Raw genomic sequence first — 24865 nt, 5'->3', positions numbered from 1 at the left:
GCAACCCGCCATTGCGGAGCCACGGGAGCTGGAACGCTGTAACCAGCCGCCTGAGCGAGACATCAAAGTTGGAGCACCACCATGAATCTTCAAACCTGCATCGAACCCGATTCGCCCAGTGCTGCATGTGTCACGGCAAGCGAGCCAGCCTTTGTCGAGTTCCGCGACGTCTTCAAATCGTACGGCGAGAACCTGGTCGTGATGAACGGCATGACGCTCGATATGCGCGCCGATGACCGGCTGGTCATCATAGGCCCGAGCGGCAGCGGCAAGAGCTCGCTCCTGCGCGTGATGATGGGGCTTGAAGGCATTCAGGGCGGCGAGATCCGCTTTCAGGGCGAGCGCTACATCCATACACCGGAACGGGGCAAGTCCAGCCGGATCGACAAGAAAACTCAGAGGCGAATCGGGATGGTGTTCCAGCATTACACGCTGTTCCCGCATCTCTCCGTGCTGGGCAATCTGATTCTGGCGCCGATGAAAGTCGGCGGATTGTCACGCAAGGAGGCGACCGAACGTGCGCGCAAGTATCTCGCGCGCCTCGGCCTTGAAAACAAGCTGCACGCGTATCCAAGCCAGTTGTCGGGCGGCCAGAAGCAGCGCGTCGCCATCGCTCGTGCGCTGATGCTCGAGCCGAAGCTGATGCTGTTTGACGAAGTGACGTCAGCACTCGATCCCGAGATGGTGGTGGAAGTGCAAAGCGTGATGATGCAACTCGCCGAACAGAAGATGGCGATGATCATCGTGACGCACGACATGCACTTCGCGCGCGATATCGGCACGCGCGTGGTCTTTTGCGCCAATGGATCGATCGTGGAGCAGGGGCCGCCGAACGACCTGTTTCGTCAGCCGAAGGAAGTTCGCACGCGCGAGTTCCTGGAAAAAGTCCTGCATCTCGACTGAGGAGCCCAACGTGGACTATCACTTCGATTTCGACTTTCTGCACGGCAAGCTCGGCCTCTTGCTGAGCGGACTGAAGATCACGCTGGAACTGACGGTTGCATCCAACCTGATGGGGCTGACGCTCGGCTTTCTTCTTTGTCTCGTGACGATGAGCAAGTGGCGCTTCGTCAGGTGGCCTGCGCAGATGTTCATCGAGTTCTTCCGGTGTACGCCGGCGCTCTTGCAGATCGTCTGGTTCTTCTATTGCATCCCGATGCTTTTCGACTTCTTCATCGCGCCCGTGCCGCTCGGAATCCTGGCGTTGGGGCTCAACGTCACGGCATTCAATGCGGAAGCCTATCGTGCTGGCGTGCAGGCCGTACCGAAGGAGCATCTCGACGCGTGCGTCGCATTGGGGCTGCGTCCCTGGCAACGTACGCTTCATGTGGTGCTGCCCCAGGCGCTGCGCATGGCCGCACCGGTGCTGATGACAAACGGCATCGGTGCGCTTCAGCAAAGTGCACTGGTCGCAGTCGTCGCAGTGGGCGATCTGATGTATGTCGGCAGCCAGTTGGCGACCGAGTCGTACCGTCCTCTTGAAACGTATAGCCTCGTCGCGCTGATCTATTTTGCGTTGTCGATACCCGCTTCGCAGATCGTACGGATGATCGAGCGACGGCACGATCTGTCGGTCCAGCGTTGAGGAGAATGACCATGTCTTATGTCAGCGTGATCCAGCCCTACGTCGTCGTCCTGCTGCGCGGACTCGGGATGACCCTGGCCTTCACGGCGGGCTGTGCAATCGTCGGAAGTCTCGGCGGCTTCGTTCTCAGTTTGCTGAGGATGTCGCCGAATCGCATCGTCAAGGCAGCGACCGGCTTTTATGTCGAGTTCTTTCGTGGCACGCCGCTGTTGATTCAGTTGTTCTGGATGTTCTTTTGCCTGCCTGTCGTATTTAACTTGTCGATTGCGCCAGCGGTTTCCGTATTGCTTTCGCTGACGCTCTACATGATCGCCATCACGAGCGAGACGTTTCGCGGCGCATTGCGATCGATCGCGTCGGAGCAACACGACGCGTCGGTTGCGCTTGGCCTCACGCCGCGCGTCAAGATCCTGTATGTGATATTTCCGCAAGGTCTGCTTCGCGCGACTCCGCCTTTGCTTTCCAACGTGATCAGTCTCTTCAAGGAGAGCGCACTTATTTCGAGCGTTGGGATCGCGGACCTGATGTTCGTCGGGCAGAACATCTCGAACAACACCGCTCGACCGCTTGAGTTTCTCACCGTGGTCGGTGTCATCTACTTTCTTGTCGCGTTTCCGCTGACGCGACTGGTTGGTGTGGTCGAAACCCGGCTGTTGCGTCGTTACACGTATTGAATGGTCTTTTGGCACTCGCTACTTCATTGAGGAAATATGAGCCGAATCAAGAGCAGTTCGCGCTACCAGACCGCTATGGTCACCGGGGCATCGAGCGGTATCGGGCGTGCCGTTACGCGCAGGCTCGTCGGAGAAGGATTGCGGGTACACGCGGTAGATCGGGACGCGGAAGCGTTGCGAAACCTCGCGCGCGAATGCGATGTCGAAACGATCGTCATCGATCTACAGGACACGTCGGGGCTCGCCGATCTTTTCAAAAACGAGGAGATCGACATCGTCGTCAACAACGCGGGCACGTTGCCCGGCACGGGGACGTTCGGGGAGCGACCGGAGACGGATATAGACCTGCTGCTCGACATTAACCTTCGTGCGCCACTGCACATCTCGCACATGGCGCTGCAGGGAATGGTCGAACGCAAACGTGGCCACCTGTTTTTTCTGGGGTCGAGCGCGGGCCGCTACCCGCATCCGAACTGCGCAGGTTATAGCGCCGCGAAAGCGGGCATCAGCATGTTTTGCGATGCGTTGCGCTGCGACCTGCTCGGCAGCGCCGTGCGCGTGACCGAGATCGCACCGGGACGGGTGCAAACGCATTTCTACCGGACGGCACTCGGCGACGCGACGGCGAAGGAAAAACTCTATGACGGCTACCGACCCATTCAGCCGGAACACATCGCCGAACTGATCGGCCGGGCGATGACGATGCCAGATTATGTCGACGTGTCGCGTATCGAGGTGTTTCCCACCGACCAGGCGGCTGGCGGATCGCATATCGTGAGGTACGAGGAATAGGGGCTGCACACGCATTTTTGGCCCGCCGCTTTTCTGAACAGGCGAGGGTTACAATTGCCGGATCAACCGTCGTTGAGGACCAGAGCGTGCGACGGCGCGCCGGAGGTGTAACGCAACCGGCGAATTGGATTCATGGCCCTTTAACGATCAAGACAGCGATGACGCTCCAGCAGCTGAATTACTTTCTCGCCGCCATCGAGCACGGCACGCTCTCCAAGGCTGCGGAGCAACTGAATGTCGCGCAACCGACGCTCTCCGACCAGATCATCCGGCTCGAAGAATCGATGGGAACGACCTTGTTCATTCGCACCAATCGGAAGCTGATGTTGACCGAGGCGGGCCGGCGTCTCCAGCCCTTCGCCCAGGCAACGATCACGGCGTCGCGACAAGGCTATGAAGCGGTGCAGTCAGTGCGCGAGCTGAAGGGCGGTGTTGCCAGCTTCGGCACGTTTGGCACTGCGCACCACTACTTTCTGACCGATCTCATCACTGAATTCCGGACCCGCTTTCCGGAAATGAAGGTGAAGATCGTGGGGAACAATTCATCGGAGATCGCGGAAGCGGTGAGCCACGGTGAGCTTGAGGCCGGGCTCGTCATGATTCCGCTGAATGAGCGCAATCTTGCGGTCAGCGAGCCCGTCTGGTCGGCGCGCGTCGGCTACATCAGCGCGGAGCGGAGCCGTGTCGAGCGGCCGAAAACTATCGAAGAGATTGCGATGGCACCGCTCATCCTGACGGAAGCCCGCTGGAATACGTCAGACTCGATCCGCACGACGCTCACGGCGCGCGCCCAGAAAGCGGGGGTGATCCTGAATCCGATCATCGAAGTGGATCACCAGCAAACCGGTTTCGAGCTCGCGGCGCAGGGACTGGGCGACCTCATTGCATCACAGCCGATTCTGCACCAGCTGGGCTACGCAGATCGCCTTGGATGGACGCCCATCGATCCGCCACTTTATGAGGTCTTCGCATTCATACATCGTTACGATGCGCCGCTCTCGGCATCGACGCGCGTCTTGATTCAGATGATGCGCGAGCATCTTGCGCGCATTCAGCGTAGATATGCGCATCTCGACTCTGATTCGCAGCCGGACGGGATGCACGGCGGTGATGTTCGCGATGTCCCGTGAGACCACGTTGGAAGGAGACGAGTTACGGGTCTATTGATCGTCTGCTTTGGCGACAGGTTGCCAGACATCATTTTCTCCTCGAATCGTTGTCCACGCGCAGCGATTTCGCTCGCGGCGCAAACCCTGCGCAATATCCATTCGTCAGAATCTGACCCGTAGCCCTGCGCTTGCGAGGAACTGCTTGTTCGTCGCGGAAGCGCCGCCGCTACCTTCGATGAACGCGCCGCTAAAGATCGTCCCTGCCGCGCCGGTGACGTGTTGATATTCACACATCAGGTAGAGGTCCGTACGCTTGGACAGGGCGTAGGCCGTCAGCAGGTTGAACTGGCTCCATCGCGGCTTTGCGCTGATTACCGCGTTCGAATAGCGCCCGTCGGTGAACGTGTACGATCCGGAGACGCCCCATGAAGGCGTGATCAAATAACTGGCATTGATTTCGTAATTGACGAAGCGCAGATTGGTGGGTGTGCCCGTTTGAGCCGGAGCCAGCGAAGATCCAATGTTTACACCGGTTGCATCGGCAACAGTTGTCTGGGTCCAGACGAATCCGAAATTAGCCGCGCCCAGCGCATAGCTCGCGCCCGCCCCCCAAACCCGTTGTTTGCTTCCGTGGAACGTTGCATCGCCCGACGCGCTTGATCCGTCGAGCGCACCTGTTGCACCGTTACCGGGTTGATCAAGTTGCATGTACGCGGCGCTTAGCGATACCGGCCCGTTTTTATAGGTAGCGCCGGCGCTATATGCGCGATTGACGGCGAATCCGCCGGCCTGGTTCGAGAGCGCATATAGTCCGCCAAACTTCAGGCCGTGATAGTCGACGCTGGCGTATTTGATCGAGTTGCTGAGGCGAAAGAAATCGGAGATGTTGTCGTTGTCGAATGGGTGGGCGAACTCAAGGCCGCCATAGAAGGTCTGCGCCAGGCTTCGAGGTCCAAGATAATCGACCACGGAATCATATTGGCGGCCGAGCGTTACTGTGCCCGCCTGGGAACTCGAGACACCGACCCACGCCTGCCTCCCGAACAGGCGGCCTCCCTGTTGCAGTTTCCCGTTTTGTCCCGAGTAACCGTTTTCGATCTTGAATAGCGTCTTTAGACCGCCGCCCAGATCTTCGGTCCCGGTAAGCCCCCACCGGTCGCCGACAATGTTGCCCGTCGACGCCATCCACGCACTGTGCCCAACTCCTGGCGCAGTCTTCTGGTTACTCACATAAGATATTCCGTTGTCGAGAATCCCGTAAAGGGTCACGCTGCTCTGGGCATGTGCCGCGATGCTGGCACAACAACTCGCGGTGATGAATGCGATCCGTTTCAATTCAATGTCTCCTCGTCACTTTTTGATATGCAGACAGCGGGCGCTGTTCAGTCATTGGATTGCTTTAGGCTTGCGGCGATTGGCGTCGCGGTTAGTCGCTCGATCGGCGGCTTAATCTCGGCATCATCGAGAGCAGCACGCTGTCCCGATCGATAAAGTGATGTTTAAAGGCCATGAGAATGTGACCGACAATCAGCGCGGCCGTCGTGTAGGCGAGCACCATGTGCACCGGGCCCAGGGATGCGGCAATAGCGGTGTTTTTGGCGAGAATCGGCGGAAGATCAAAGAGGCCTGCAACGGGAACTGTGAAACCCGCAGCGGATGTCCAGGCCCACCCGGTCAACGGTAAGCCGAACATACATACGTACAGCAGTATTTGACCGACACCGGCTGCAGCCCGGGCTTGCTTCGACATCGTGAGCGGGGCTTCCGGCGGGCGATGACTGAGTCGCCAGAGGACGCGCGCCGCGAGCAGGAACAACGTGACGGTGGCGATCGACTTGTGAAGTATCACGCTGCCGGTTTGAATCTTCTGCGACAAGGTCAGCGTGGACGAGTAATACCCAACGGTCCACGCCGCGAAAATGATTCCCGCCATCATCCAATGGAGCGCCTTCGCGCCGCCCGTGTATTCCGTGTTTTCCATTTGCAGTCTCCTGGTTGTGGTTAGTCGTTATGGGCAACCTCGGCCCATAAGCGGCACGGACTCTGCCGCTAGTGATCGACAGGGCCAGCTTGCTATTCGCGGGCGCGACGGCGCCGGGGACGTGTGGGATGGGAGAACAGCCCGGAACCCAAAAAGCGGCTCCGATCCCGATAGGTCTCGATGCAATTTCGCTGCGGCGCCTCGGCATGAGTCGAAGCGCCGACCGTCTCGCTTAGAACCCGCTGAAACATCTGCTGGCGCCACATCTGTCTCCTGGACGTGTTGCGATTCCCGTCGTTGGGCGCTTTCCTCGGCCCAAACTTCAGTCGTCGTTGCCCTGATTCAAAATGTCGTTCATAATAAAAAATGTCGACATTATGTGTGAGTCGAGACTATCAGTTTTCTTCGTTTATGCGTGAATAGGTGTTTACGAGGTCAACCCGTAGACAACATTTGTCTAAAATGTCGTCATTGTTGGACCGAAAGGAGAGGCCGTGACTGATGCAGCGGAACTGGGGAGGCGCGACAAGGCGATCCCCGAAGTCGAAGGAACGGGCAACAAAAGCCGCGCGCTTTACGCGTTTGAGGTGATCAGGGCGGACATTCTCGAAGGCAGGCTGATGCCGGGATCAAGGCTGCATTCGGTCATGCTGGCCGAGCGATTGGGCATCAGTCGCGCAGCCGTACGCGAAGCGCTTTCACGCCTGGCGTCCGAGGGCCTGGCCCAGTCGTTCGACCAACGCGGATTCCGCGTCACGCCAGTGTCGCAGGAGGACTTGAAAGACTTGACGCGCGTGCGGATCGAAATTGAGAGCCTTGCTATCAAGGCATCGATCGAGCGTGGCGACGCTGCATGGGAAGGCGCCATTGTGGGCGCGTTTCATGAATTGCAGCGGGCGACGCCTGCGGAGCAGCGGCACCTGCAGCCGTTGATGGGCGACTGGTCTGCCGTGCATCAGCGCTTTCACGGCTCGCTGGTCGCTGCCTGCGGGTCTCCGCGATTGCTGTCGATACGTGAGGCGTTGATCGAGCAGTCCGAGCGCTATCGAAAACTGTCGGTGTCGTATCACCCCGGCGAGCGCAATCTGAATGAAGAACACAAGCAGATCATGGAAGCCGTGATCGATCGCGATGTGGCCGCCGCATTGGCATTAGTTGCCCGCCATTTCAACAAGACGACGAAGATTCTTCTGGAAGGTCCTGTTGTATCCGCCTATACGGATCGTCCCGCATCATGAGCGCGTTCAAGGTTACGCTCAGCTTCGACAACGGCCCCGAGCCGGAAGTCACGCCCTCCGTGCTCGATGTGCTTCGCCTGCACGACGTTCAGGCGACCTTCTTTGTATTGGGCGAAAAACTCCTGGATGGAACGCGGAAGCCTTTATTGCGCCGTGCGCGCGAAGAAGGACATTGGATTGGCAATCACACTTTCCGTCATGTCCCGCTGGGCACGACGCCCGATCGCGCGACTGCCGAGTTTGAAATCGGACGCACGCAGGAGTTGATCGGCGACGATGCGCATGAGAGCAGGCTGTTCCGTCCAACCGGTGGAGATGGCTCGATTGGCCCATCATTGCTGAGTGCTGCAGCGGCCAATTATCTGAAAGAGGGAGGCTACAGCATCGCGCTCTGGAATGCCGTACCGGAAGACTGGCTCAATCCGGATGGTTGGGTCGACACTGCAGTGAAGCAATGCGTCTCACTGAAGCATGCGGCTGTCGTCTTGCACGATTTGCCGACAGGTGCCATGCACAACCTCGCTTGTTTCATCGAGGAAATCCGCACGCGTGGAGGTCACTTTGTCCAGGCGTTTCCGGAGTCATGCATGCCCTTGAACAAGGGCGTAGAGCGAAGCCCGTTGACACCGTACGTCGCTGATCCTGCATTTTTATCTATCAAGGAGTGTTAACTTGCGCCTGGTAAGCTTTATTGTCGATGAACGGCAAGCCGTCGGTGTTGTAGCCGACAACATCATTATCGAGCTTGAGGGTGCGAAGTCGTTAAAAGCTCTCTTATCGAACGGAACTGACGCTCTACAAGCGACAGTCGAAGCGAAAGGCCGGGAAGGGCACAGGTACTCGCTTGAAGAGGTCACCCTGTTGCCGGTGATTCCGGATCCAGACAAGATCATCTGTATCGGGCTGAACTATCGTGCGCACCAGGTCGAGTCGGGCTTTGAGGCTCCGAAGTATCCTCCCGTTTTCACCCGGTTCGCGAATAGTCAGGTCGGCTCCCTGCAGCCGCTGGTTGTTCCGAAGGTATCCGAAGATTTCGACTACGAAGGTGAACTCGCGGTCGTCATTGGCAAGCGCGGACGCCACATCCCGGTTGCGGCCGCTACCGATTACATCGCCGGCTACAGCTGCTACAACGACGGCAGTCTGCGGGATTATCAATGGCATACGTCGCAGTTTGGGCCGGGTAAGAATTTTGTCGCGACAGGTGGCTTTGGCCCATGGTTAGTGACACCAGACGAGGCTGGAGATCCCGACGATATGACGCTCGTAACACGCCTGAATGGCCGCGTCGTTCAGCAATCACCCGTGTCCGATCTCATCTTTTCGATTCCGGAAATCATCGCTTACTGCTCGACATTTACCGAACTCGTTCCAGGCGATGTGATCGTGACGGGAACGCCGAGCGGCGTAGGCGCATACCATCAGCCACCCCTGTGGATGAAGGATGGCGACATGGTCGAGGTTGAGATATCCGGTGTTGGTATATTGCGCAACCCGGTAATCGCAGAGTGAAGTAGTCCGGCGCTCGTGGCAACGGCCGGCGCAAAACGCATCCGGCCGCCAAGTTGCCGCTTGATGTCGAGAAAACGTCATGGTCTGACGGAGATGATCAATTGATAACGCCGGAAGAGATGTTGAGCGCGGAGCGCGCATGCTGTCGACTGGTCCACGAGTATTGCTATGCAGTCGACGACTGCGATGCCGACAGGTTCCTTGGCGTCTTTACAGACGATGCAGTCTGGGACCGTGCGGGCCATGCGTCGCTAACGGGACATGAGCAACTGCGCGCTTTCTTTACCGGGCGGCGCACCGATATCAGTACCTTGCACGTTTGCTCCAATGTGCTGATAAACGTTATCGACGCCGACATCGCGACGGGTCGTTCGTATGTGACGGTTTTCCGCTCAGTACGATCGCCGGATCCAGAAGCATTTCCACCCGCCATTGCCGATCTCGTCGCGCAATACGTCGATGACTATCGGAAGACCAGGTTCGGGTGGCGAATCGCCCGGCGACAGGTGTCTGTGCGGTTCGGAGGCAAGAGTTAAGCGACGGTGCCGGTTCGCCCGCCGGACCGCGTGGAGACGGTAGGGGCAGGCTCGCACGCTCGTCGCAACCTGCATAGCACGGCAGTAGCGCCCGAGGTCTGGCCGGCAACAGCACTGCTTCATTACAAGGAGACGTCATGGATACACCCACACCGACGCCGCGGCCTCAGGCCGTCATCGTCAAGCCCGAGCAGGCCCTGCCTATCAAGCCCTTCGGTCTGGACATGCAGGTACTTCTGAGCACCGAGGACACGGGCGGGGCGATCTCGGTGATCATGGCCTGCCACCAGCCGGGTGAAGGACCGCCTGATCATGTGCACTTCGATCAGGAGGAGACCTTCTTCGTCGTCGACGGCAGTTACGAGATTACGGTTGGAGAGCAGACAACGATTGCTGGCCCCGGCACGATCGTCTTCATACCGCGCAATGTCGTGCACCGCTTCAAGAACATCGGGACAAGCGCCGCGCGCATGCTCGACTGGAGCTTGCCGGGCGGGCAGGATCATTACTTCAAAGCCATTTCCGAACTCGCGGCCTCTGGAGGCTTTAGCGGTGAGAAGGTGATGGAGATCAGCAAGAAGTTCGATACGAACTTTCCTTCGCGTCGCTGAGCGCAGCACATCGGGCGACTCCTTGAGGCGTGTCAGGTAACAGGTCGGACTGCCGCCCTGGTGGCCGAGTCACGCCCACTATTTTTACAGGCGGTTGGCTTGAGTCTGCCTGCTATCAGCGCGCACCATGCTTCTATCGACGTGAGCGACAGCGTCGCGTCTCTCGCGGCATATAGGCGATCTGGATGGTCTTGCTCGGGCGATTCGAATGAATATGCGAGTCTATGCAACCTGAATCTGGCGAAGGATCGCGGGCGTCACCGATCCAGTCAACCGGCGTTGAACGGACATCTCGCGGCTGAGGGTACGTTGAGTGTTCGGACGCGAAGTCGATTTCGGCCGGGACCCGGCGATGAACGTGTGCGAACCGCGGAGTGCATCGGGGGACGACACGGAGGCCTGTCCGATGGCTGCGCTCAAGTAGCCTGGGAAGCCATGAGAACCGGTTTTTGGCGGCATGTGACGGGTCCGCCGCTCGTGAATTAAAAGACCAGACAACCGCTGCCGAAAAAGGGCTGCCGTTGGGTGTCTTTCATGTTAGGCCGAGTCGGCAACCGGCGGACGCGTGTCGCTACTGAGCCCATATATCACCGGCCGAGCGCCTAGCCTGTGCAGTGCTTCCTTGGGAAATGCGAGCGCGAACGGACTAATCGCCTCGCCCCTGGCCCGACGTGCTTGACCGGCTTCGGCTTCGGCGATGATTGGTCGGCTGTCTCAGCTCACTCGGCTTTACCGCAGGTCGGCTGCACACGACCCGAACCGGCAATCTTGAGCGGCTCAGCAGGCTGCTTGAGGAATTAGAGGCATACCCCTGAGCACGTTCTGCAGCTTTCCGGACATGAAGCGCCTGGAACTGTTGGCGAACGCGTGCGGACACGGGGACGGAGAATCCGCTACCCAACTGTTCAAACGACACCCGGAGCTGTGGCCAGACTGGGGTACGATGGTCACGCCCTTGCCGGAACGGCTTGAACTGGCCGCCCCCATTTTGCCGCCTTCGCTGTACTTTTCGCCGCATATTAAGCTTGGGCCGTTAGTTCCGGATACCACGCCCAGTAAGGCGCAGCGGGACGGTCGTGTCGGCTGTATCCACATCTATTGTCCTGTTGTATCCGTTTCTATTGGACAGTGACACAACGAAAATCCGCTGCGCCGCCAACGTCATATAGAATGACGCGCTTTGCCCGTTCTCGCCATGTGGTTCAAGAATCTACAGCTTCACCGTCTTCCCGCTCCGTGGAAAGTGAGCGCCGAGCAAATCGAAAAGTGGCTCGAGCCGCACGCGTTCCAGCCGGCCAACAGCGTCGAGACGACGCGTCAGGGCTGGGCGCCGCCGCGCAATGACGGCACGCTCGTCTACTCGACCAACAAGCAGATGCTGCTCACGTTCCGCGCGGAAAAGAAACTGCTGCCTGCATCCGTCGTGACGCAGGTGACGAAGGCCCGCGCGCTGGAACTCGAAGAGCAGCAGGGTTTCAAGCCCGGTCGCAAGCAGATGCGCGACCTGAAAGAGCAGGTCACCGACGAACTGCTGCCGCGCGCATTCAGCATCCAGCGCGATACGCGCGTGTGGATCGACACCGTCAACGGCTGGCTCGCGATCGATTCCGCGTCGCAGGCGCTTGGGGACGACGTGCTCGGGCTGCTGGTGAAATCGGTGGATCGGCTGCCGATCATGAGCGTGCGCGTCGCGCAGGCGCCCGTTTCGGCGATGACCAACTGGCTGCTCGCGGGCGACGGCCCAGTCAATTTCACGCTGGACCAGGACACCGAGTTACGCTCGCCCGCCGAGGGCAACGCGACGGTGCGTTATGTCGGCCACGCGCTCGAAGCGGACGACATGCGCCGTCATATCGAAGCGGGTAAGCAATGCATGCGTCTTGCGATGACGTGGAACGACCGCGTGTCGTTCGTGCTGACGCCGTCGCTGACCATCAAGCGCGTGACGCCGCTCGACGTCATCAAGGAAGCCGCCGACCCGACCGCGCAGAATGACGACGAACAGTTCGAGTCCGATTTCACGCTGATGACGGGCGAACTGGCGAAGATGCTGGACGGCATCGTCGATGCGCTCGGCGGCGAGCTCGCCGACGGAATTGCGCCGGCAAAGGCCGCGTGACGCAGGTCGGCGTGTCATAAGGCAAGCCGACACAGAAAGGCCCGCGCGAAGCGGGCCTTTTTACTTGCGCGGAACGCCTTGCGTGCCGCGTAAGTCAGTCGAACATATTCCGGAACGCAACGGCGACGATCACGGGCACGCACATCACGAGCGGTATCGCGAAGTAAGGCACTTCGAGATCCACGTACCAGCTATAGACGAGCCAGCCGATCCCCGCGCACAGCGTGCCGATGCCGATGAGCGCGGTCAGGACGTTCAGCGTCGTAGGCGAGGGTTTCCAGCGCGTCTTTTGTTCTTTTGGCGAAGGCGGGTTCATTGCGGCTCCGGAGCGGATCATCACGAGTTTCGATTCGTTCGATTTTACTCCGCCGGCATGCGCACGGCTCAATAGCCGTCGCGCTGTCGCGCCGGCCTGAAAGCGCAATGAAGGACGGCACGGGCTTCGGCTATACGATTTATTCGAACGCCTTGTCGTTCGGATTCTTGTAGAGCGCGCGCAGGTTCTCGCTCATCGGAAAGTCGAAGTTCATGTTCTTCGGCGGCACGGGCTTCATGAACCACCGGTCGTACATGGCGTCGATCTCGCCGCTCTTCATGACCTGCGCGAGCGTGTCGTCGACGATCTTGAGGAAGGCCGGGTCGCCCTTGCGCAGCATGAAGCCATACGCCTCCGACGATTGCGGCGTGCCGACGATCACCCAGTCGGCAGGCTTGGCTGTCAGCGTGCGGGTGCCCGCGAGCAGCACGTCGTCCATCATGTATGCGACGGCGCGGCCCGTCTCCAGCGTCATGCGGCCTTCGCCGTAGTCCTTCGCGCTGATGATCTGCATGTTCATCTTCTTCTCTTCGTTCATCTTGCGCAGGATGCGTTCTGACGTCGTGCCCTGATTCGTTACGACCGTCTTGCCCGCCAGATCGGGAAAGTCCTTGACGCCCGAATCCTTGCGCGTGAGCAGCCGCGTGGTCGCGACGAAGAACGTATCGCCGAATGCGACCTGGTTCTGACGCGACGTGAGGTTCGTGGTGACGCCGCATTCGAGATCGACGGTGCCGTTCTGCACCAGCGAAATGCGGTTCTGCGACGTAACGGGAATGAAGCGTACCTGCAGATTCGGCTTGTGTGTTTTGGCCTTCACCGCGTCGATGATTCTGTTGCACAGGTCCTGCGAGAAGCCGATCACCTGATTGTTCGTATCGACATATGAGAACGGCACCGACGTCTCGCGATGGCCGATCGCGATCAGATTGGCGGCCTCGACTTTGGCGAGCGTCGGCGGCGCGTCCTGCGCGGTGGCGTTCGTCATTGCGGTGAAGCAGGGCGCCGCGACGCACAGGGCGAGTGCGAGCGAAGTCAGTCGGTTCATTGCTGGTCCTCTGGTTGAATCCGTAGCGTGTTTACGAATGTTGCCATGAAAATAATTATTGCAACATATGTTTTACCCTTAAATGCGTTCTCGCGGTGGCCCGGCGTAGTCATGTGCGTGGCACGTTGCGATGGCATGATGAATGCAGCGGTGCGTTCCTCTGTAGCCCTGTGTACTTGTCCATCAACAAAATCAAGGAGAAAACCGATGCACGCCATTCGCCAATGGATCGCTGGAGTTGCCCTCGCTACGACGCTTGCCGCGCTGGCCCCGCTGCCCGCCGCCGCGCAGACCAACCCTGGCACGATGCCGCCGCCGACGCCCGCAGGCGACGGCACGTTCCTGCTGACGATCTTCCTGAAGCACGACCAGTCGAAGCCGCTGCCGAAGATCAACCAGCAACTGGCCGATCAGGGCTTCTACAAGGCGTTTCCGCCGCCCGGCATCGAAGTGGTGTCGTGGTACGTGATGATGGGGATCGGCCAGGTCGTGACGCTGCGCGTGCCCGCCAACCGGCTGCGCGAGGTGAACCGCGCGATAGAGGAGACTGCGTGGGGCGGCTACAGCACCGACTTCTACCCGACCTACGACTACAAGGCGATCGCTGAGCAGGCGCGGGCGAAAAACGGCAAGTGAGCCGCCGCGTCAGTACCACGGCTTGTCGTTGAGCGGCGAGCCGGTGATCTTGACGATGAAGTCGAGAAACGCGCGCACCTTCGCGGACGGATGACGCCGCGAAGGGTAGAGCGCGCAGAGCGGAAAGCGCTCGTCGGGCCAGTCGGGAAAAAGATCGACGAGGCGGCCGCTGTCGAACAGCGGCTGCGTGCCGAGCGCCATGATCTGCGCGATCCCGTGACCGGCGAGACATGCGCCGTGCATTGTCGAGACGTCGTTGACCATGAGGCGGCCGCGCGCGTCGATGATGACTTTTTTGCGCGGCCGGTGAAATTCCCACACGAACGGGCGTCCGGTTTCCGGGTCGCGGTACTGGATGCAGTTGTGCGGCTCGCGTTCGAGATCGGTCGGTTTGAGGGGACGGCCGTGCTTCTTCAGATAGCCTGGCGACGCGGCCGTCACGATGCGCGTGTCCAGCAGCCTGCGCGCGACAAGCGTGGACGGGCGCGGCTCGCCGAAACGCACGGCGAGGTCGAAGCCGTCGGCGACCATGTCGCCGAGCTGGTCGCGCGTGATCAGGTCGAGATTGAGTTCCGGATAACGCGCGACGAATTCGCCGATGCGCGGGCTCAGTACGATCTTCGAGAAGAACGGATCGACGTTCACGCGCAGCCGTCCACGTACGGCGGTTGCGCCCCCTGCCGCCGATGCGGCCGCTTCTTCGAGGCCGTCCATGAGCGGCACGATCTGTTCGTAGAGACGCAGGCCTTCATCGGTGAGCTTGACGGTACGCGTGGTGCGGTCGAACAGGCGGATGCCGAGCCGCGCCTCCAGCCGCGCGACGGAGCGGCTCACGCCGGACTGCGACATGTCGAGCCGTTCGCTTGCGCCCGCGAAGCTACCGCTTTCGACGATCGCCGTCAGCACGCCCATGCCGTTGAGAATCCGTTCGTCGAAGGACATGGTGTGCTCCTTGTTGAGATGAATGACATTGTGTCATGAATCAAATGACACTCATGTCATGGTGTAAAGCGTTGCCGGCGACCAGAATCAATCCCGACGCAAGCAATGTCTCATTGAACGGGAGTTTGGGGATGTACGCAATTACAGGTATCACGGGGCAGGTCGGCGGTGTGGTCGCGAAGACGCTGCTCGCGCAGGGCAAGCAGGTGCGCGCGGTGGTGCGCAGCGAGGAAAAGGGCGCGGCTTGGGCTGCGCGCGGCTGTGAAGTGGCGCTCGCTGAGATGCATGATCGGGACGCGTTGCGGCGTGCGTTCGAGGGTGCGGAAGGTGTGTTCGTGCTGTTGCCGCCCGTGTTCGATCCGTCGCCGGATTTTTCGGAGTCACGGCGCAATATTGCCGCGCTGCGGGCTGCTTTGAGTGAGGCGAAGCCGGGGCGTGTCGTTGTGCTGTCGACGATTGGCGCGCAGGCCACGCAGCCCAATTTGCTGAACCAGCTTGGGATTATGGAGCAGGAGTTGGGCACTCTGCCTTTGCCTGTTGTGTTTCTGCGTGCTGCGTGGTTCTTTGAGAACTTTGTATGGGATGTTGAGTCGGCTCGGGTGAGTGGTGTGATTCCGAGCTTTCTTCAACCGCTCGATAAGCCGGTGCCGATGGTTGCAACTGATGATATTGGGCGCGTTGCCGCGGAGTTGCTTCAGGATGCCTGGACTGGTGTGCGGGTTGTCGAGCTTGAAGGGCCGCGGCGCGTGACGCCTGATGAGATTGCTGCTGCGTTTGCTGATGCGCTTGATCGGTCGGTGCGGATGCAGATCGTGCCGCGCGATGAATGGGAGCCTTTGTTCCTCTCGCAAGGGATGAAGAATCCGCTGCCGCGGATGCAGATGATCGATGGGTTTAATGAAGGGTGGATTGAGTTTGAAGCGCCTTCGGCGTCCATTAAAGGGGATGTCGCCGTTGAGGTGGTGGTTCAGCGGTTAGTGAAGGGTTAGTGCTTTCTGCTCTCGCGGCGCGGTTGGTTTGGTTTGCTTTTGTTTGCGCTGGCATCCGCGTTTTGTTAGCTTGCTTCAGGCGTCGCCCCTGTGCGGGGCGGCACCTACTTTTCTTTGCCGCCGCAAAGAAAAGTAGGCAAAAGAAAGCGGCTCACACCGCCAGCTCTAGTTCCTGCCTGAGGGCCCCCACAGGGTCTTACGCTTCACACGGCAGCCTTTCTGTTTACGTGCGTTGCCAACGCTTCGAATGAACGTCTCACCCGCTTCGAAGACCCGTACTCGGGCCAGCGGCAGCGAATGGTATGTGCCGCCCAGGTGGCAAACTGTGTGTAGGTTGTCGCGGTGTATAGCTCGGCGCTCTTACATCGAGGCGTGCGCTATCGGTCCGAAGTGATGCGTGTGGAGCACAAGGGGCCTACACACAGTTTGCCACCTGGGCGGCCGTGGAATATCTGGCACGGCATGGTGCAGCGCGGGCGGGCGAAGCGGGTGAGGCGCACCGCAAGAGCGCTGGCAACGAACGTGGGTCACGTGGTCGCCGTGTGAAGCGTAAGAACCTTTGGGGGCCCTCAGGCAATAACTAGAGCTGGCGGTGTTAGCCGCTTTCTTTTGCCTACTTTTCTTTGCGGCGGCAAAGAAAAGTAGGTGCCGCCCCGCACAGGGGCGACGCGTGAAGCACGCTAACAAATCGCGGATGCCAGCAAAAAGCACGAGCAAACCAAACCGCGCCACGAAGGCAAACCACGGATGCCAGCACAACCACAGGCAAACCAAACCAGCGTCGCAGACACCAACAAACCCTACGTTAAGCGGCCCGCGCCGCAGGCGCAGCAGACGCCCACAACAAAACCGGAATCGACTTCGAAGTCGGCGTATTACACACATCAGCAACGCTATTCAACGGCACAAGCGGATTAGTCTCCGGATAATAAGCCCCGAGACACCCTCGCGGAATATCATACTCAACAAGCAAAAACCGCTCAGCCCGCCGCTCAATCCCATCATCCCAGATGGTTTCCATATCGACCCAATCACCAGCCTTGAATCCGAGCATCGCCATATCAGCAGCATTCGCAAACACCACGCGCCGCTGGTTATAAACCCCGCGATAGCGATCATCCATCGCATAGATGGTCGTGTTGTACTGATCATGCGACCGCGTTGTCATCAAGGTCATCGCACGTTCACCGTGCAGCTTCCGCGCGCGCTGGATCGGCGTATCGCGCTGAATCTGATGCACGACGAAGTTCGCCTTCCCCGTACCCGTCTTCCAGTCACGTTCACGCGAAGCAACCCGCAGATGAAACCCGCCCGGCTGCTCGATCCGCTTGTTGTACTCGTAAAAACCATCGATCGACCACTCAATCGCATCGCGAATCTTCGCGTAATCATTCGCGTAACCAAGCCAGTCCACCTTCGCGCTGCCGAGCGTCGCCTCCGCGATCTGCGCAACGATACGCGTCTCCGACACGAGATTGGCCGACGCAGGCGTGTTCATCCCGTACGACACGTGAACCATGCTCATCGAGTCTTCGACAGTCACACCTTGCGCAACACCATTCTGCAAGTCGATTTCAGTGCGCCCGAGCGTCGGCAGAATCAGCGCTGCCTTGCCATGCACGAGGTGGCTGCGGTTGAGCTTCGTCGTGATATGCACCGTCAGGTCGCAGGCGCGCAGCGCTTCCCACGTGCGCGGCGTGTCGGGCGTCGCGATCGAGAAATTGCCGCCCAGGCCAATGAACACCTTCACGTGGCCTTCGAGCATCGCCTCGATCGTTTCGACCACGTCGTAGCCGTGCCCGCGCGGCGGCTCGAAATCGAACACCTTGCCGAGCCGGTCGAGAAACGCGTCGGTGGGCTTTTCCTCGATGCCGATCGTGCGGTTGCCCTGCACGTTCGAGTGGCCGCGCACCGGGCACAGGCCCGCGCCCAGACGGCCGATATTGCCGCGCATCAACATCAGGTTCGACAGCATGTGAACCGTCGGCACGGAATGCTTGTGCTGCGTGATGCCCATGCCCCACGTCGAGATCACGCGCTTGCCATTCGCGTAGATGCGCGCGAGGTTCTCGATGTCTTCGCGCGACACGCCCGATTCTTCGACCAGCGCGTCCCAGCTTTGATCGCGCAGATCGGCGGCGAACGCTTCGAAGTTTGCCGTGTGCTCTTCGATGAACGCGACATCGAGCACGCGCTCGGCGTTCGGTTCGACAGCGAGGTCGTCGAGTTCCAGCACGCGCTTGGCCACGCCCTTGATCAGCGCGAAGTCGCCGCCGATCTTCGGCTGGATGAACGTCGACGCAATCTGCACGCCCGACGACAGCATGTCCGTCACGTGCTGCGGGCTCGCGAACCGTTCGAGGCCGCGCTCGCGCAACGGGTTGATCGACACAATGGTCGCGCCGCGTTTCGCGGCGTCACGCAGTTCGTTGAGCATGCGCGGATGGTTCGTCGCCGGATTCTGGCCGAAGATCAACAGCGTGTCGGCGTGCTCGAAGTCTTCGAGCAACACCGTGCCCTTGCCGATGCCGACCGTGGTCGGCAAGCCGCGGCTCGTCGCCTCGTGGCACATGTTCGAACAGTCGGGGAAGTTGTTCGTGCCGTACATGCGCACGAACAGCTGGTACAGGAACGCGGCTTCGTTGCTCGCACGGCCCGACGTGTAGAACGCGGCACGATGCGGGCTGTCGAGCCCTTTCAGATGCTTCGCGATCAGCTGATACGCTGCGTCCCACGAAATGGACTGGTACTTGTCCGTCAGCGGATCGAACACCATCGGATCAGTCAGGCGGCCATGCTGTTCGAGCGTGTAGTCGTCCTGCTTCATCAACTCGTCGACGGTGTGCTGTGCGAAGAACGCGGGCGTCACGCGCTTGCTCGTCGCTTCCGCAGCAACGGCCTTCACTCCGTTTTCGCAGAACTCGAAGGTCGACGCGTGCTCGCGGTCCGGCCATGCGCAGCCCGGGCAGTCGAAGCCGTCTGGCTGGTTCTGCTTGAAAAGCGTCTTGTACTTGCCCCCGGCGACCCTCTCCTTGACGAGATTGATCGCGACGTACTTCAATGCGCCCCATCCGGCGGCAGGCCCGATGTACGGTTCGATGCGGCCCGGCTTGGTGCTGGTCTTGTCCATGTGTTCTTTGCGTCCGGTGTGGCTTGATGATGTGGGTAGGGTAGTGGGGAATACCTGTACCCGGCGTGTACACAATGTGTGATAGAAAAAGAGTACAGTTGCGACTGTTATCGACCGAAAGGCTCAATTTCGGTGAACTGTGCTCAAAAATTGGGCGCAACGCCCGTCCGCTGTGCCTACGGCAGAGGCATCTCTTGAAGCTTTACGAAGAACTGGCGAAGGAAATCGAAGGGCAGATCCGGCGCGGCGTGTTCCGGCCGGGCGAGCGCGTGCCGTCCGTGCGGCAGACCAGCCAGCACCGGCAGATCTCCATCACGACGGTGCTACGCGCGTATCTGATGCTGGAGAGCAAGGGCGTGATCCAGAGCCGCCCGCAGTCCGGCTACTTCGTGCGGCTTGGCGCGAACGACGCGCCGCCCGTCCAGGAGCTGGACGTATCGAAGCCGATCGCCGTGTCCGCGCAGGTCGACGTGAGCCGTCTCGTGCTGTCGACGCTGCGCTCCATCGGCAGCGACGAGGCCGTGCCGCTCGGCTCGCCGTATCCCGATCCCAGTCTGTATCCGTTCCAGAAGATCAACCGCTATGCCCACGCGATCGGCCGGCGCAAGACGCAATGGGGCGTCACCGACGAACTGCCGCCCGGCAATCCCGACCTGATCCGGCAGATCGCGCGGCGCTATCTGGAGAACGGCATCGCGATCGATCCGAACGAGATCGTCGTGACGGTCGGCGCGACGGAGGCGATCAATCTGTGCCTGCAGGCCGTCGCGAAACCGGGCGATACGGTCGCCGTCGAATCGCCGACCTTCTACGCGATGCTGCACGCCATCGAGCGCATGGGCATGCGCGCGATCGAAGTGGCGACGCATCCGCGCGAAGGCATCGACCTCGGGGCGCTCGCGCAGATACTCGACAAGCGCAAGATCGCCGCGTGCATGGTGATGCCGAACTTCCAGAATCCGCTCGGCTTCCAGATGCCCGACGACAAGAAGCGCGAGCTCGTCAAGCTGCTGACGCGGCACGATGTGCCCGTCATCGAAAACGACGTTTATCACGAGCTGTACTTCGGCGACGTGCATCCCGGCGCGCTGAAGAACTACGACAAGAAAGGGCTGGTGCTGCATTGCGCGTCGTTCTCGAAGACGCTCACGTCGGCGTACCGGATCGGCTGGGCGATGCCGGGCCGCTACCGCGAGCAGGTTGAGAAGCTCAAGTTTCTTAACACGCTGACCACGCCGTCGCTTCCGCAACTCGCGATTGCCGAGTATCTGAAGCAGGATGGCTACGAGCATCATCTGCGCAAGCTGCGCAAGGGCCTCGCGCAGCGCGCGAAACTGATGACGACGATGGTCACGCGCTTCTTTCCCGAAGGCACGCGCGTGTCGCATCCGATGGGCGGCTACGTGCTGTGGGTCGAGCTGCCGCCGAGCGTCGATTCGATGCAGCTCTACAAGCTCGCGCTGGAGCACGGCATCACGGTGGGTCCCGGCTATATGTTCTCGACCACGAACGGGTATAGCCATTGCATCCGCTTGAATTACAGTTATGCATGGTCGCCGGAAATCGAGAGCGCGCTGGTGACGGTCGGCAAGCTGGCGGCCGCGAGCATGCGCGAATGAGATGACCGAATGAGATGACGATTAGTCGAGAGGAGAACCGACTTGAATCCGAATGATGCGGCACACGACAAGCATTGCGAAGACGATGACGACGACAACGAACTCGATCCCACCCTCGAGCAGTTGCTGATGCTGCTATGGGAAGCGTCGCGCGAATCGCCCGGTAAGCCGTGGTCGCTCGCGAAGATCGGCAAGCGCGCCGATCTCCCCATGAGCACGTTGCGGCGCTATTTCACGCAGTTGCAGTCGGCGGGCGTGATCGCCGTGCAGATGGACGAGGAAGGGCGCGGCTCGGCGTCGCTGACGGGCGAAGGGCTAGAGCTATGCGAGGCGCTGTTCGGCGAGCCTTGAATGGCGTCGAAGCGTACTGAAGTGCATTGAAGCTCCTGCGGCGCTTACGGCGTGGCTTCTTCCGAAACCGGCAAAAACGACAGGCGCGACGCGACCAGCATCACGCATGTGAGAATCGCAATGCCCGTCAGGATGCCCGCGAGCCGCAGCATCGCGGCGTGCGGATCGGCGGACCACGCGTGGTCCTGCACGAAAACCATGATGAAGGCGATCGTGAACTGCCGCCCGATATAGCTCGCGCCCTCTTTGCCCGTCTGCACGTGGCAGCCTGCCCAGATGCCCGCCGCCAGCGCGAGCAGGGACGGCACGACCTGGCCTTGCATCAGCGGCAATAGCGCAATCCCAACCGCGCCTGCGATCAGGCAGCCCACCATGCGTTGCACCATCTTGTCGGCGACGGGCTTCTGCGAGCGCACGACCACGGAAGTGGGCGGCAGGATCATCACCGCGATCGTCGTCACGAGCGCCTGCGCGAAGCCGGGCAGGTCGAGCGTGACGGTGAGCGCCGCGAGGATCGCAACGGCGATGCCCGCCTGCACGCCCAGCACCATGCGCGCATGGCGCAGGGTCTCGAAGGTGGGCGGCGGGGCGTTCGCGGTAGCGGCAGCCGCCGCGACGACTTTCGATGCGGGCCGGCGCCGCTCATACCAGCTGATGCCGACGTGAAACGCGCCCGACACGAGGAGGCACGCAAACGTGCCGACGCACACCTCGGCGACGCGCATCATCGCAAACGACGCCGTCGGGCCGAACGCGATCAGCTTGTGCGCCTCGAACGTGACCAGCACCCACGTGATGCCGCCCAGCACCCACGCGTACGACGCCGACGAGCCGTTTCCGCGATAGACGCAGATGGCGCCGATCACGCCCAGCACGGGCACGAATAGCCACGGTCGATCGCCGATGATCGGGCCCAGCAGCGTGCCGAGCAGGCCGCCGAGAATGGTGCCGAGCACGCGATGCAGCGCGCGTTGCGCGGAAGCCGAGAAGCGCGTCTGCATCACGGCAAAACCGCTGATCGCGGCCCACCACGTGTAGGGCAGATGCAGCAGATGCGCAAGCGCCACCGACAGCACGACCGAGATCACCGCTTCGACGCCGAACAGCGCGCGCTCGGGCGTCGGCTTCCAGGCGGCCAGTTCGCGGCCGAGCGCGGACACTGCCTCACGGCCGATCTGCGTGAACATGCGGGCGCGCATGCGAACCTCGTCGAGATGGTGTGTGTGAGTTCAGCGTGTGGCGATGGCGGCCGCGGCGCCTGCCATCATCGTCGCGCTGGTGCGGTTCGCGATCTTCACTGCGCGGCGGCTGGTCAGCAGCATGCGAGCCTTGACGGCGGCGAGCGCCCAGATGAAATCGACGGACATCAGCACGGCTAGCATCGTCAGCGTCAGTTCTAGCCACGCGAGCGTGCCGACACGCGACAGGTCGACGATCGTCGGCAGCAGCGCCAGATAGAAAACCATGATCTTGGGATTGCCGAGCGTGACCATCAGCCCCGCGACGAACATGCGCCACGGCGACTGGCCGCTCGGCAGCGCGCTTTCGTGGACGTCGGTGGGCGCGAACCACATCTTCCACGCAAGGAACAGCAGATACGCGACGCCCGCGAACTTCAGCGCGATGAACACGAATACGAAGGTATGCGCGACAACCGCGAGGCCGGCGACCGCGCAGGTGAGCCACAGCGCTTCGCCGATCCACATCGCGGCGAGAAACGGCAGCACGTCCCGGAAGCCGTTGGTGAGCACGCGGGCAACGAGTGCCGCGATGCTCGGACCGGGCGAGCCCGCGGCAACGATCAGCGCGAGCGCGAAAACGAAAAGACCGGAAAGCGCCATCGAACGACTCCTTTGCGAAAGGGTCTGTGGCTGGATTATATCGGCGTGGCGGGTTGAGTTGCGCGGGCAAGCAGTGTCAATATGTCCGCTGAGACTCTGCCAACCAACCCGATGCAACCGCCTGTCGTTCACTACCGGCCTGCCGTGCCTGAAGATGTCCCGTCGATTCGCGTCGTCGAATGCGAGGCGGCGCAGCGTTTCGTCAGTGTCGGGCTGACGGGAATCGCCGCTGCGCGCCCGATGGATGGGCCGTTCGTGCTGAAGAAGGTGGGGGCGTCGGAAGTGATCGTCGCGCAATGCGACGGCGAATGCGTCGGCTTCGTGATGTTCGCGATGCTGCGCGCGCGCATCTACGTCGAAGCGCTCGACGTCTTGCCCCAGCATGCGGGGCGGCGAATCGGCGCGGCCTTGCTCGATCAGGTCGACGCGAGGGCGCGAGAGACGGGCGCGACGTATATCGAGCTATCGACATTCCGGCATGTGCCGTGGAATGCGCCGTACTATCAGCGGCTCGGCTTTAGCGTGCTGGAAGACGATGAACTCGATGCCGCGCTGCTGCGCATTCGCAATCTGCGGATCGCGCGTGGAGTCGATGAAACGAAGCGCGTGTTCATGCGGCGCGTGGTGAAGCCCGCTGGGCATGAATGAAAAAACGCGGCGGGAATCGCTCCCGCCGCGTTCGTTGCACTACTGGCTGTTAGTTTCCAGCCCGTCGCGAGATCAGTTGACGGTTTCCAGTGCCGGATAGTCGGTGTAGCCCGCTTCGCCTTGCGCATAGAACGTTGCGGGAACCGGCTCGTTCAGCGGCGCATCCAGTTCGAAGCGGCGCACGAGATCCGGATTCGCGATATACAGCTTGCCCCACGCGACAGCGTCCGCTTCGCCCGCGTTCAGCAGCTTTTGCGCGCTTTCCTTCGTGAACTTTTCGTTGGCGATATACACGCCGCCGAATTCCTTCTTCAGCAGCGGGCCGATACGATCGTCGCCGAGCGCTTCGCGTGCCGCGATGAACGCGATCTTGCGCTTGCCGAGTTCACGCGCGACATAGCCAAACGTCGCGGCGGGATCGGTATCACCCATCGTGTGCGAATCGCCGCGCGGCGCCAGGTGCATGCCCACGCGATCCGCTCCCCACACGTCGATACACGCGTCCGTCACTTCGAGCATCAGGCGCGCGCGGTTTTCGATCGAGCCGCCGTATGCGTCGGTACGCTTGTTGGTGCTGTCCTGCAGGAACTGGTCGAGCAGATAGCCGTTCGCGCCGTGAACCTGAACACCATCGAAGCCCGCCTTCTTCGCGTTTTCCGCGCCCTTGCGATACGCGGCGACGATGCCCGGAATCTCCGAGATGTCAAGCGGGCGCGGCGTCACGAACGGACGCTGCGGACGCACGAGGCTCACGTGGCCTTCCGGCGCGATCGCGCTCGGCGCAACGGGCAGTTCGCCGTTCAGGAACACAGGGTCCGACACACGGCCGACGTGCCACAGTTGCAGGAAAATCTTGCCGCCTTCCTTATGGACGGCGTCCGTCACGAGCTTCCAGCCTTCCACCTGTTCATCCGACCAGATGCCCGGCGTGTCGGCGTAGCCGAGGCCTTGCGGCGTCACGGAGGTGGCTTCGGAGATGATCAGGCCGGCGCTGGCGCGTTCGGCGTAGTACTTCGCCATCAACGCGTTGGGCACGCGCACGTCACCGGCGCGTTGACGCGTGAGCGGCGCCATCACGATACGGTTCTTCAGCGTGAGATCGCCAATCTGGAGCGGGTCGAAAAGTGTCGGCATGTTGTGTCAATCCTTGCGGGCGCATGGCCCGATGTGTCGAGACTGCATTCGGGG

General features: G+C 60.8%; 25 protein-coding genes. 16 read left to right on the top strand and 9 right to left on the bottom strand.

What is annotated here, in order from left to right; translation table 11 throughout:
* Positions 1-81: 81 nt before the first annotated feature.
* The 5 genes from C2L65_RS24660 to C2L65_RS24640 are packed head-to-tail and all read left to right on the top strand — an operon-like array spanning position 82 to position 4181.
* Positions 82-903, top strand: a complete 822-nt coding sequence (locus C2L65_RS24660; protein ID WP_042310808.1) for an amino acid ABC transporter ATP-binding protein — start codon at positions 82-84, stop codon at positions 901-903.
* 10 nt (positions 904-913) lie between these two features.
* A complete protein-coding gene (locus C2L65_RS24655) occupies positions 914-1585 on the top strand; it encodes an amino acid ABC transporter permease (protein WP_042310809.1) in 672 nt (223 codons plus the stop codon).
* Between the two features lie 11 nt (positions 1586-1596).
* A complete protein-coding gene (locus C2L65_RS24650) occupies positions 1597-2259 on the top strand; it encodes an amino acid ABC transporter permease (RefSeq protein ID WP_233446535.1) in 663 nt (220 codons plus the stop codon).
* Between the two features lie 36 nt (positions 2260-2295).
* Positions 2296-3051, top strand: a complete 756-nt coding sequence (locus tag C2L65_RS24645; RefSeq protein ID WP_042310812.1) for an SDR family oxidoreductase — start codon at positions 2296-2298, stop codon at positions 3049-3051.
* 17 nt (positions 3052-3068) lie between these two features.
* Entirely contained in the window at positions 3069-4181 is a 1113-nt protein-coding gene (locus C2L65_RS24640; RefSeq protein ID WP_208647213.1) for a LysR family transcriptional regulator, read from the top strand.
* A gap of 141 nt (positions 4182-4322) precedes the next feature.
* On the opposite strand, the gene C2L65_RS24635 is transcribed toward C2L65_RS24640, so the two are convergent.
* Complete coding sequence (locus C2L65_RS24635) at positions 4323-5495, bottom strand: porin (RefSeq protein WP_042310815.1); 1173 nt, start codon at positions 5493-5495, stop codon at positions 4323-4325.
* A gap of 91 nt (positions 5496-5586) precedes the next feature.
* On the bottom strand, positions 5587-6141 hold the full coding sequence (locus tag C2L65_RS24630; protein ID WP_042310817.1) for a cytochrome b: 555 nt from the start codon (positions 6139-6141) through the stop codon (positions 5587-5589).
* Between the two features lie 494 nt (positions 6142-6635).
* Between C2L65_RS24630 and C2L65_RS24625 the strand changes: the two genes are divergently transcribed.
* From C2L65_RS24625 to C2L65_RS24600, 6 genes are all read left to right on the top strand, one after another.
* The gene (locus tag C2L65_RS24625) at positions 6636-7379 is read left to right on the top strand and encodes a GntR family transcriptional regulator (protein ID WP_042310820.1); all 744 of its coding nucleotides are present in this window, start codon (positions 6636-6638) and stop codon (positions 7377-7379) included.
* Positions 7376-8050, top strand: coding sequence for a polysaccharide deacetylase family protein (locus C2L65_RS24620; RefSeq protein ID WP_042310822.1), 675 nt, complete (start codon positions 7376-7378; stop codon positions 8048-8050). The genes C2L65_RS24625 and C2L65_RS24620 overlap by 4 nt, the downstream gene beginning before the upstream one ends.
* Before the next feature lies 1 nt (position 8051).
* Positions 8052-8891: a fumarylacetoacetate hydrolase family protein gene (locus C2L65_RS24615; protein WP_042310824.1), complete on the top strand. Its 840-nt coding sequence runs from the start codon at positions 8052-8054 to the stop codon at positions 8889-8891.
* A 101-nt stretch (positions 8892-8992) separates the two neighbouring features.
* Positions 8993-9427 carry a nuclear transport factor 2 family protein gene (locus tag C2L65_RS24610; RefSeq protein ID WP_042310826.1) on the top strand — a complete coding sequence of 145 codons (435 nt, stop codon included), beginning with the start codon at positions 8993-8995 and terminating at the stop codon, positions 9425-9427.
* A 137-nt stretch (positions 9428-9564) separates the two neighbouring features.
* Positions 9565-10038, top strand: a complete 474-nt coding sequence (locus C2L65_RS24605) for a cupin domain-containing protein (RefSeq protein ID WP_042310827.1) — start codon at positions 9565-9567, stop codon at positions 10036-10038.
* A gap of 1195 nt (positions 10039-11233) precedes the next feature.
* Positions 11234-12157, top strand: a complete 924-nt coding sequence (locus tag C2L65_RS24600) for a recombination-associated protein RdgC (RefSeq protein WP_042310829.1) — start codon at positions 11234-11236, stop codon at positions 12155-12157.
* A 94-nt stretch (positions 12158-12251) separates the two neighbouring features.
* Here the strand turns inward: C2L65_RS24600 and C2L65_RS24595 are convergent, their stop codons facing one another.
* The gene (locus C2L65_RS24595) at positions 12252-12473 is read right to left on the bottom strand and encodes a hypothetical protein (protein ID WP_042310930.1); all 222 of its coding nucleotides are present in this window, start codon (positions 12471-12473) and stop codon (positions 12252-12254) included.
* Between the two features lie 139 nt (positions 12474-12612).
* Positions 12613-13521, bottom strand: coding sequence for a glutamate/aspartate ABC transporter substrate-binding protein (locus tag C2L65_RS24590; protein ID WP_042310831.1), 909 nt, complete (start codon positions 13519-13521; stop codon positions 12613-12615).
* 207 nt (positions 13522-13728) lie between these two features.
* Between C2L65_RS24590 and C2L65_RS24585 the strand changes: the two genes are divergently transcribed.
* Positions 13729-14157 (top strand): hypothetical protein, encoded by a 429-nt coding sequence (locus tag C2L65_RS24585; protein WP_042310832.1) that lies wholly within the window; start codon positions 13729-13731, stop codon positions 14155-14157.
* A gap of 9 nt (positions 14158-14166) precedes the next feature.
* On the opposite strand, the gene C2L65_RS24580 is transcribed toward C2L65_RS24585, so the two are convergent.
* Complete coding sequence (locus C2L65_RS24580; RefSeq protein ID WP_042310834.1) at positions 14167-15099, bottom strand: LysR family transcriptional regulator; 933 nt, start codon at positions 15097-15099, stop codon at positions 14167-14169.
* A gap of 131 nt (positions 15100-15230) precedes the next feature.
* Here C2L65_RS24580 and C2L65_RS24575 point away from each other — a divergent pair, with 131 nt between their 5' ends.
* A complete protein-coding gene (locus C2L65_RS24575; protein ID WP_042310837.1) occupies positions 15231-16088 on the top strand; it encodes an NmrA family NAD(P)-binding protein in 858 nt (285 codons plus the stop codon).
* An 805-nt stretch (positions 16089-16893) separates the two neighbouring features.
* On the opposite strand, the gene C2L65_RS24570 is transcribed toward C2L65_RS24575, so the two are convergent.
* Positions 16894-19218 carry an FdhF/YdeP family oxidoreductase gene (locus C2L65_RS24570; protein ID WP_042310838.1) on the bottom strand — a complete coding sequence of 775 codons (2325 nt, stop codon included), beginning with the start codon at positions 19216-19218 and terminating at the stop codon, positions 16894-16896.
* A gap of 194 nt (positions 19219-19412) precedes the next feature.
* Here C2L65_RS24570 and C2L65_RS24565 point away from each other — a divergent pair, with 194 nt between their 5' ends.
* Both C2L65_RS24565 and C2L65_RS24560 read left to right on the top strand, forming a co-directional pair.
* The gene (locus tag C2L65_RS24565; protein WP_042310840.1) at positions 19413-20837 is read left to right on the top strand and encodes an aminotransferase-like domain-containing protein; all 1425 of its coding nucleotides are present in this window, start codon (positions 19413-19415) and stop codon (positions 20835-20837) included.
* Positions 20838-20879: 42 nt separating this feature from the next.
* A complete protein-coding gene (locus C2L65_RS24560; protein WP_042310842.1) occupies positions 20880-21188 on the top strand; it encodes a helix-turn-helix domain-containing protein in 309 nt (102 codons plus the stop codon).
* A 44-nt stretch (positions 21189-21232) separates the two neighbouring features.
* Here the strand turns inward: C2L65_RS24560 and C2L65_RS24555 are convergent, their stop codons facing one another.
* A complete protein-coding gene (locus C2L65_RS24555; protein WP_042310844.1) occupies positions 21233-22387 on the bottom strand; it encodes an FUSC family protein in 1155 nt (384 codons plus the stop codon).
* 30 nt (positions 22388-22417) lie between these two features.
* Positions 22418-23029, bottom strand: a complete 612-nt coding sequence (locus C2L65_RS24550) for a LysE family translocator (RefSeq protein ID WP_042310847.1) — start codon at positions 23027-23029, stop codon at positions 22418-22420.
* 81 nt (positions 23030-23110) lie between these two features.
* Between C2L65_RS24550 and C2L65_RS24545 the strand changes: the two genes are divergently transcribed.
* Entirely contained in the window at positions 23111-23677 is a 567-nt protein-coding gene (locus C2L65_RS24545) for a GNAT family N-acetyltransferase (protein WP_233446534.1), read from the top strand.
* A gap of 72 nt (positions 23678-23749) precedes the next feature.
* Here C2L65_RS24545 and C2L65_RS24540 read toward each other — a convergent pair whose 3' ends face one another.
* Positions 23750-24811 carry an alkene reductase gene (locus C2L65_RS24540; RefSeq protein ID WP_042310852.1) on the bottom strand — a complete coding sequence of 354 codons (1062 nt, stop codon included), beginning with the start codon at positions 24809-24811 and terminating at the stop codon, positions 23750-23752.
* Positions 24812-24865 lie beyond the last annotated feature (54 nt).

The organism is Paraburkholderia terrae (assembly GCF_002902925.1).
Taxonomy (GTDB): domain Bacteria; phylum Pseudomonadota; class Gammaproteobacteria; order Burkholderiales; family Burkholderiaceae; genus Paraburkholderia; species Paraburkholderia terrae.
Note: the sequence above shows the minus strand (reverse complement) of the source record. Positions and strands in the feature narration are given on the sequence as shown.

Excerpts from the sequence above, each read along its gene's own strand:
- C2L65_RS24650 (WP_233446535.1), top strand. The coding sequence starts at position 1,597 with ATGTCTTATGTCAGCGTGATCCAGCCCTACGTCGTCGTCCTGCTGCGC.
- C2L65_RS24590 (WP_042310831.1), bottom strand. The coding sequence starts at position 13,521 with ATGAACCGACTGACTTCGCTCGCACTCGCCCTGTGCGTCGCGGCGCCC.
- C2L65_RS24645 (WP_042310812.1), top strand. The coding sequence starts at position 2,296 with ATGAGCCGAATCAAGAGCAGTTCGCGCTACCAGACCGCTATGGTCACC.
- C2L65_RS24660 (WP_042310808.1), top strand. The coding sequence starts at position 82 with ATGAATCTTCAAACCTGCATCGAACCCGATTCGCCCAGTGCTGCATGT.
- C2L65_RS24555 (WP_042310844.1), bottom strand. The coding sequence starts at position 22,387 with ATGCGCGCCCGCATGTTCACGCAGATCGGCCGTGAGGCAGTGTCCGCG.
- C2L65_RS24630 (WP_042310817.1), bottom strand. The coding sequence starts at position 6,141 with ATGGAAAACACGGAATACACGGGCGGCGCGAAGGCGCTCCATTGGATG.
- C2L65_RS24605 (WP_042310827.1), top strand. The coding sequence starts at position 9,565 with ATGGATACACCCACACCGACGCCGCGGCCTCAGGCCGTCATCGTCAAG.
- C2L65_RS24545 (WP_233446534.1), top strand. The coding sequence starts at position 23,111 with ATGTCCGCTGAGACTCTGCCAACCAACCCGATGCAACCGCCTGTCGTT.
- C2L65_RS24570 (WP_042310838.1), bottom strand. The coding sequence starts at position 19,218 with ATGGACAAGACCAGCACCAAGCCGGGCCGCATCGAACCGTACATCGGG.
- C2L65_RS24550 (WP_042310847.1), bottom strand. The coding sequence starts at position 23,029 with ATGGCGCTTTCCGGTCTTTTCGTTTTCGCGCTCGCGCTGATCGTTGCC.
- C2L65_RS24575 (WP_042310837.1), top strand. The coding sequence starts at position 15,231 with ATGTACGCAATTACAGGTATCACGGGGCAGGTCGGCGGTGTGGTCGCG.
- C2L65_RS24595 (WP_042310930.1), bottom strand. The coding sequence starts at position 12,473 with ATGAACCCGCCTTCGCCAAAAGAACAAAAGACGCGCTGGAAACCCTCG.
- C2L65_RS24620 (WP_042310822.1), top strand. The coding sequence starts at position 7,376 with ATGAGCGCGTTCAAGGTTACGCTCAGCTTCGACAACGGCCCCGAGCCG.
- C2L65_RS24580 (WP_042310834.1), bottom strand. The coding sequence starts at position 15,099 with ATGTCCTTCGACGAACGGATTCTCAACGGCATGGGCGTGCTGACGGCG.
- C2L65_RS24600 (WP_042310829.1), top strand. The coding sequence starts at position 11,234 with ATGTGGTTCAAGAATCTACAGCTTCACCGTCTTCCCGCTCCGTGGAAA.
- C2L65_RS24540 (WP_042310852.1), bottom strand. The coding sequence starts at position 24,811 with ATGCCGACACTTTTCGACCCGCTCCAGATTGGCGATCTCACGCTGAAG.
- C2L65_RS24585 (WP_042310832.1), top strand. The coding sequence starts at position 13,729 with ATGCACGCCATTCGCCAATGGATCGCTGGAGTTGCCCTCGCTACGACG.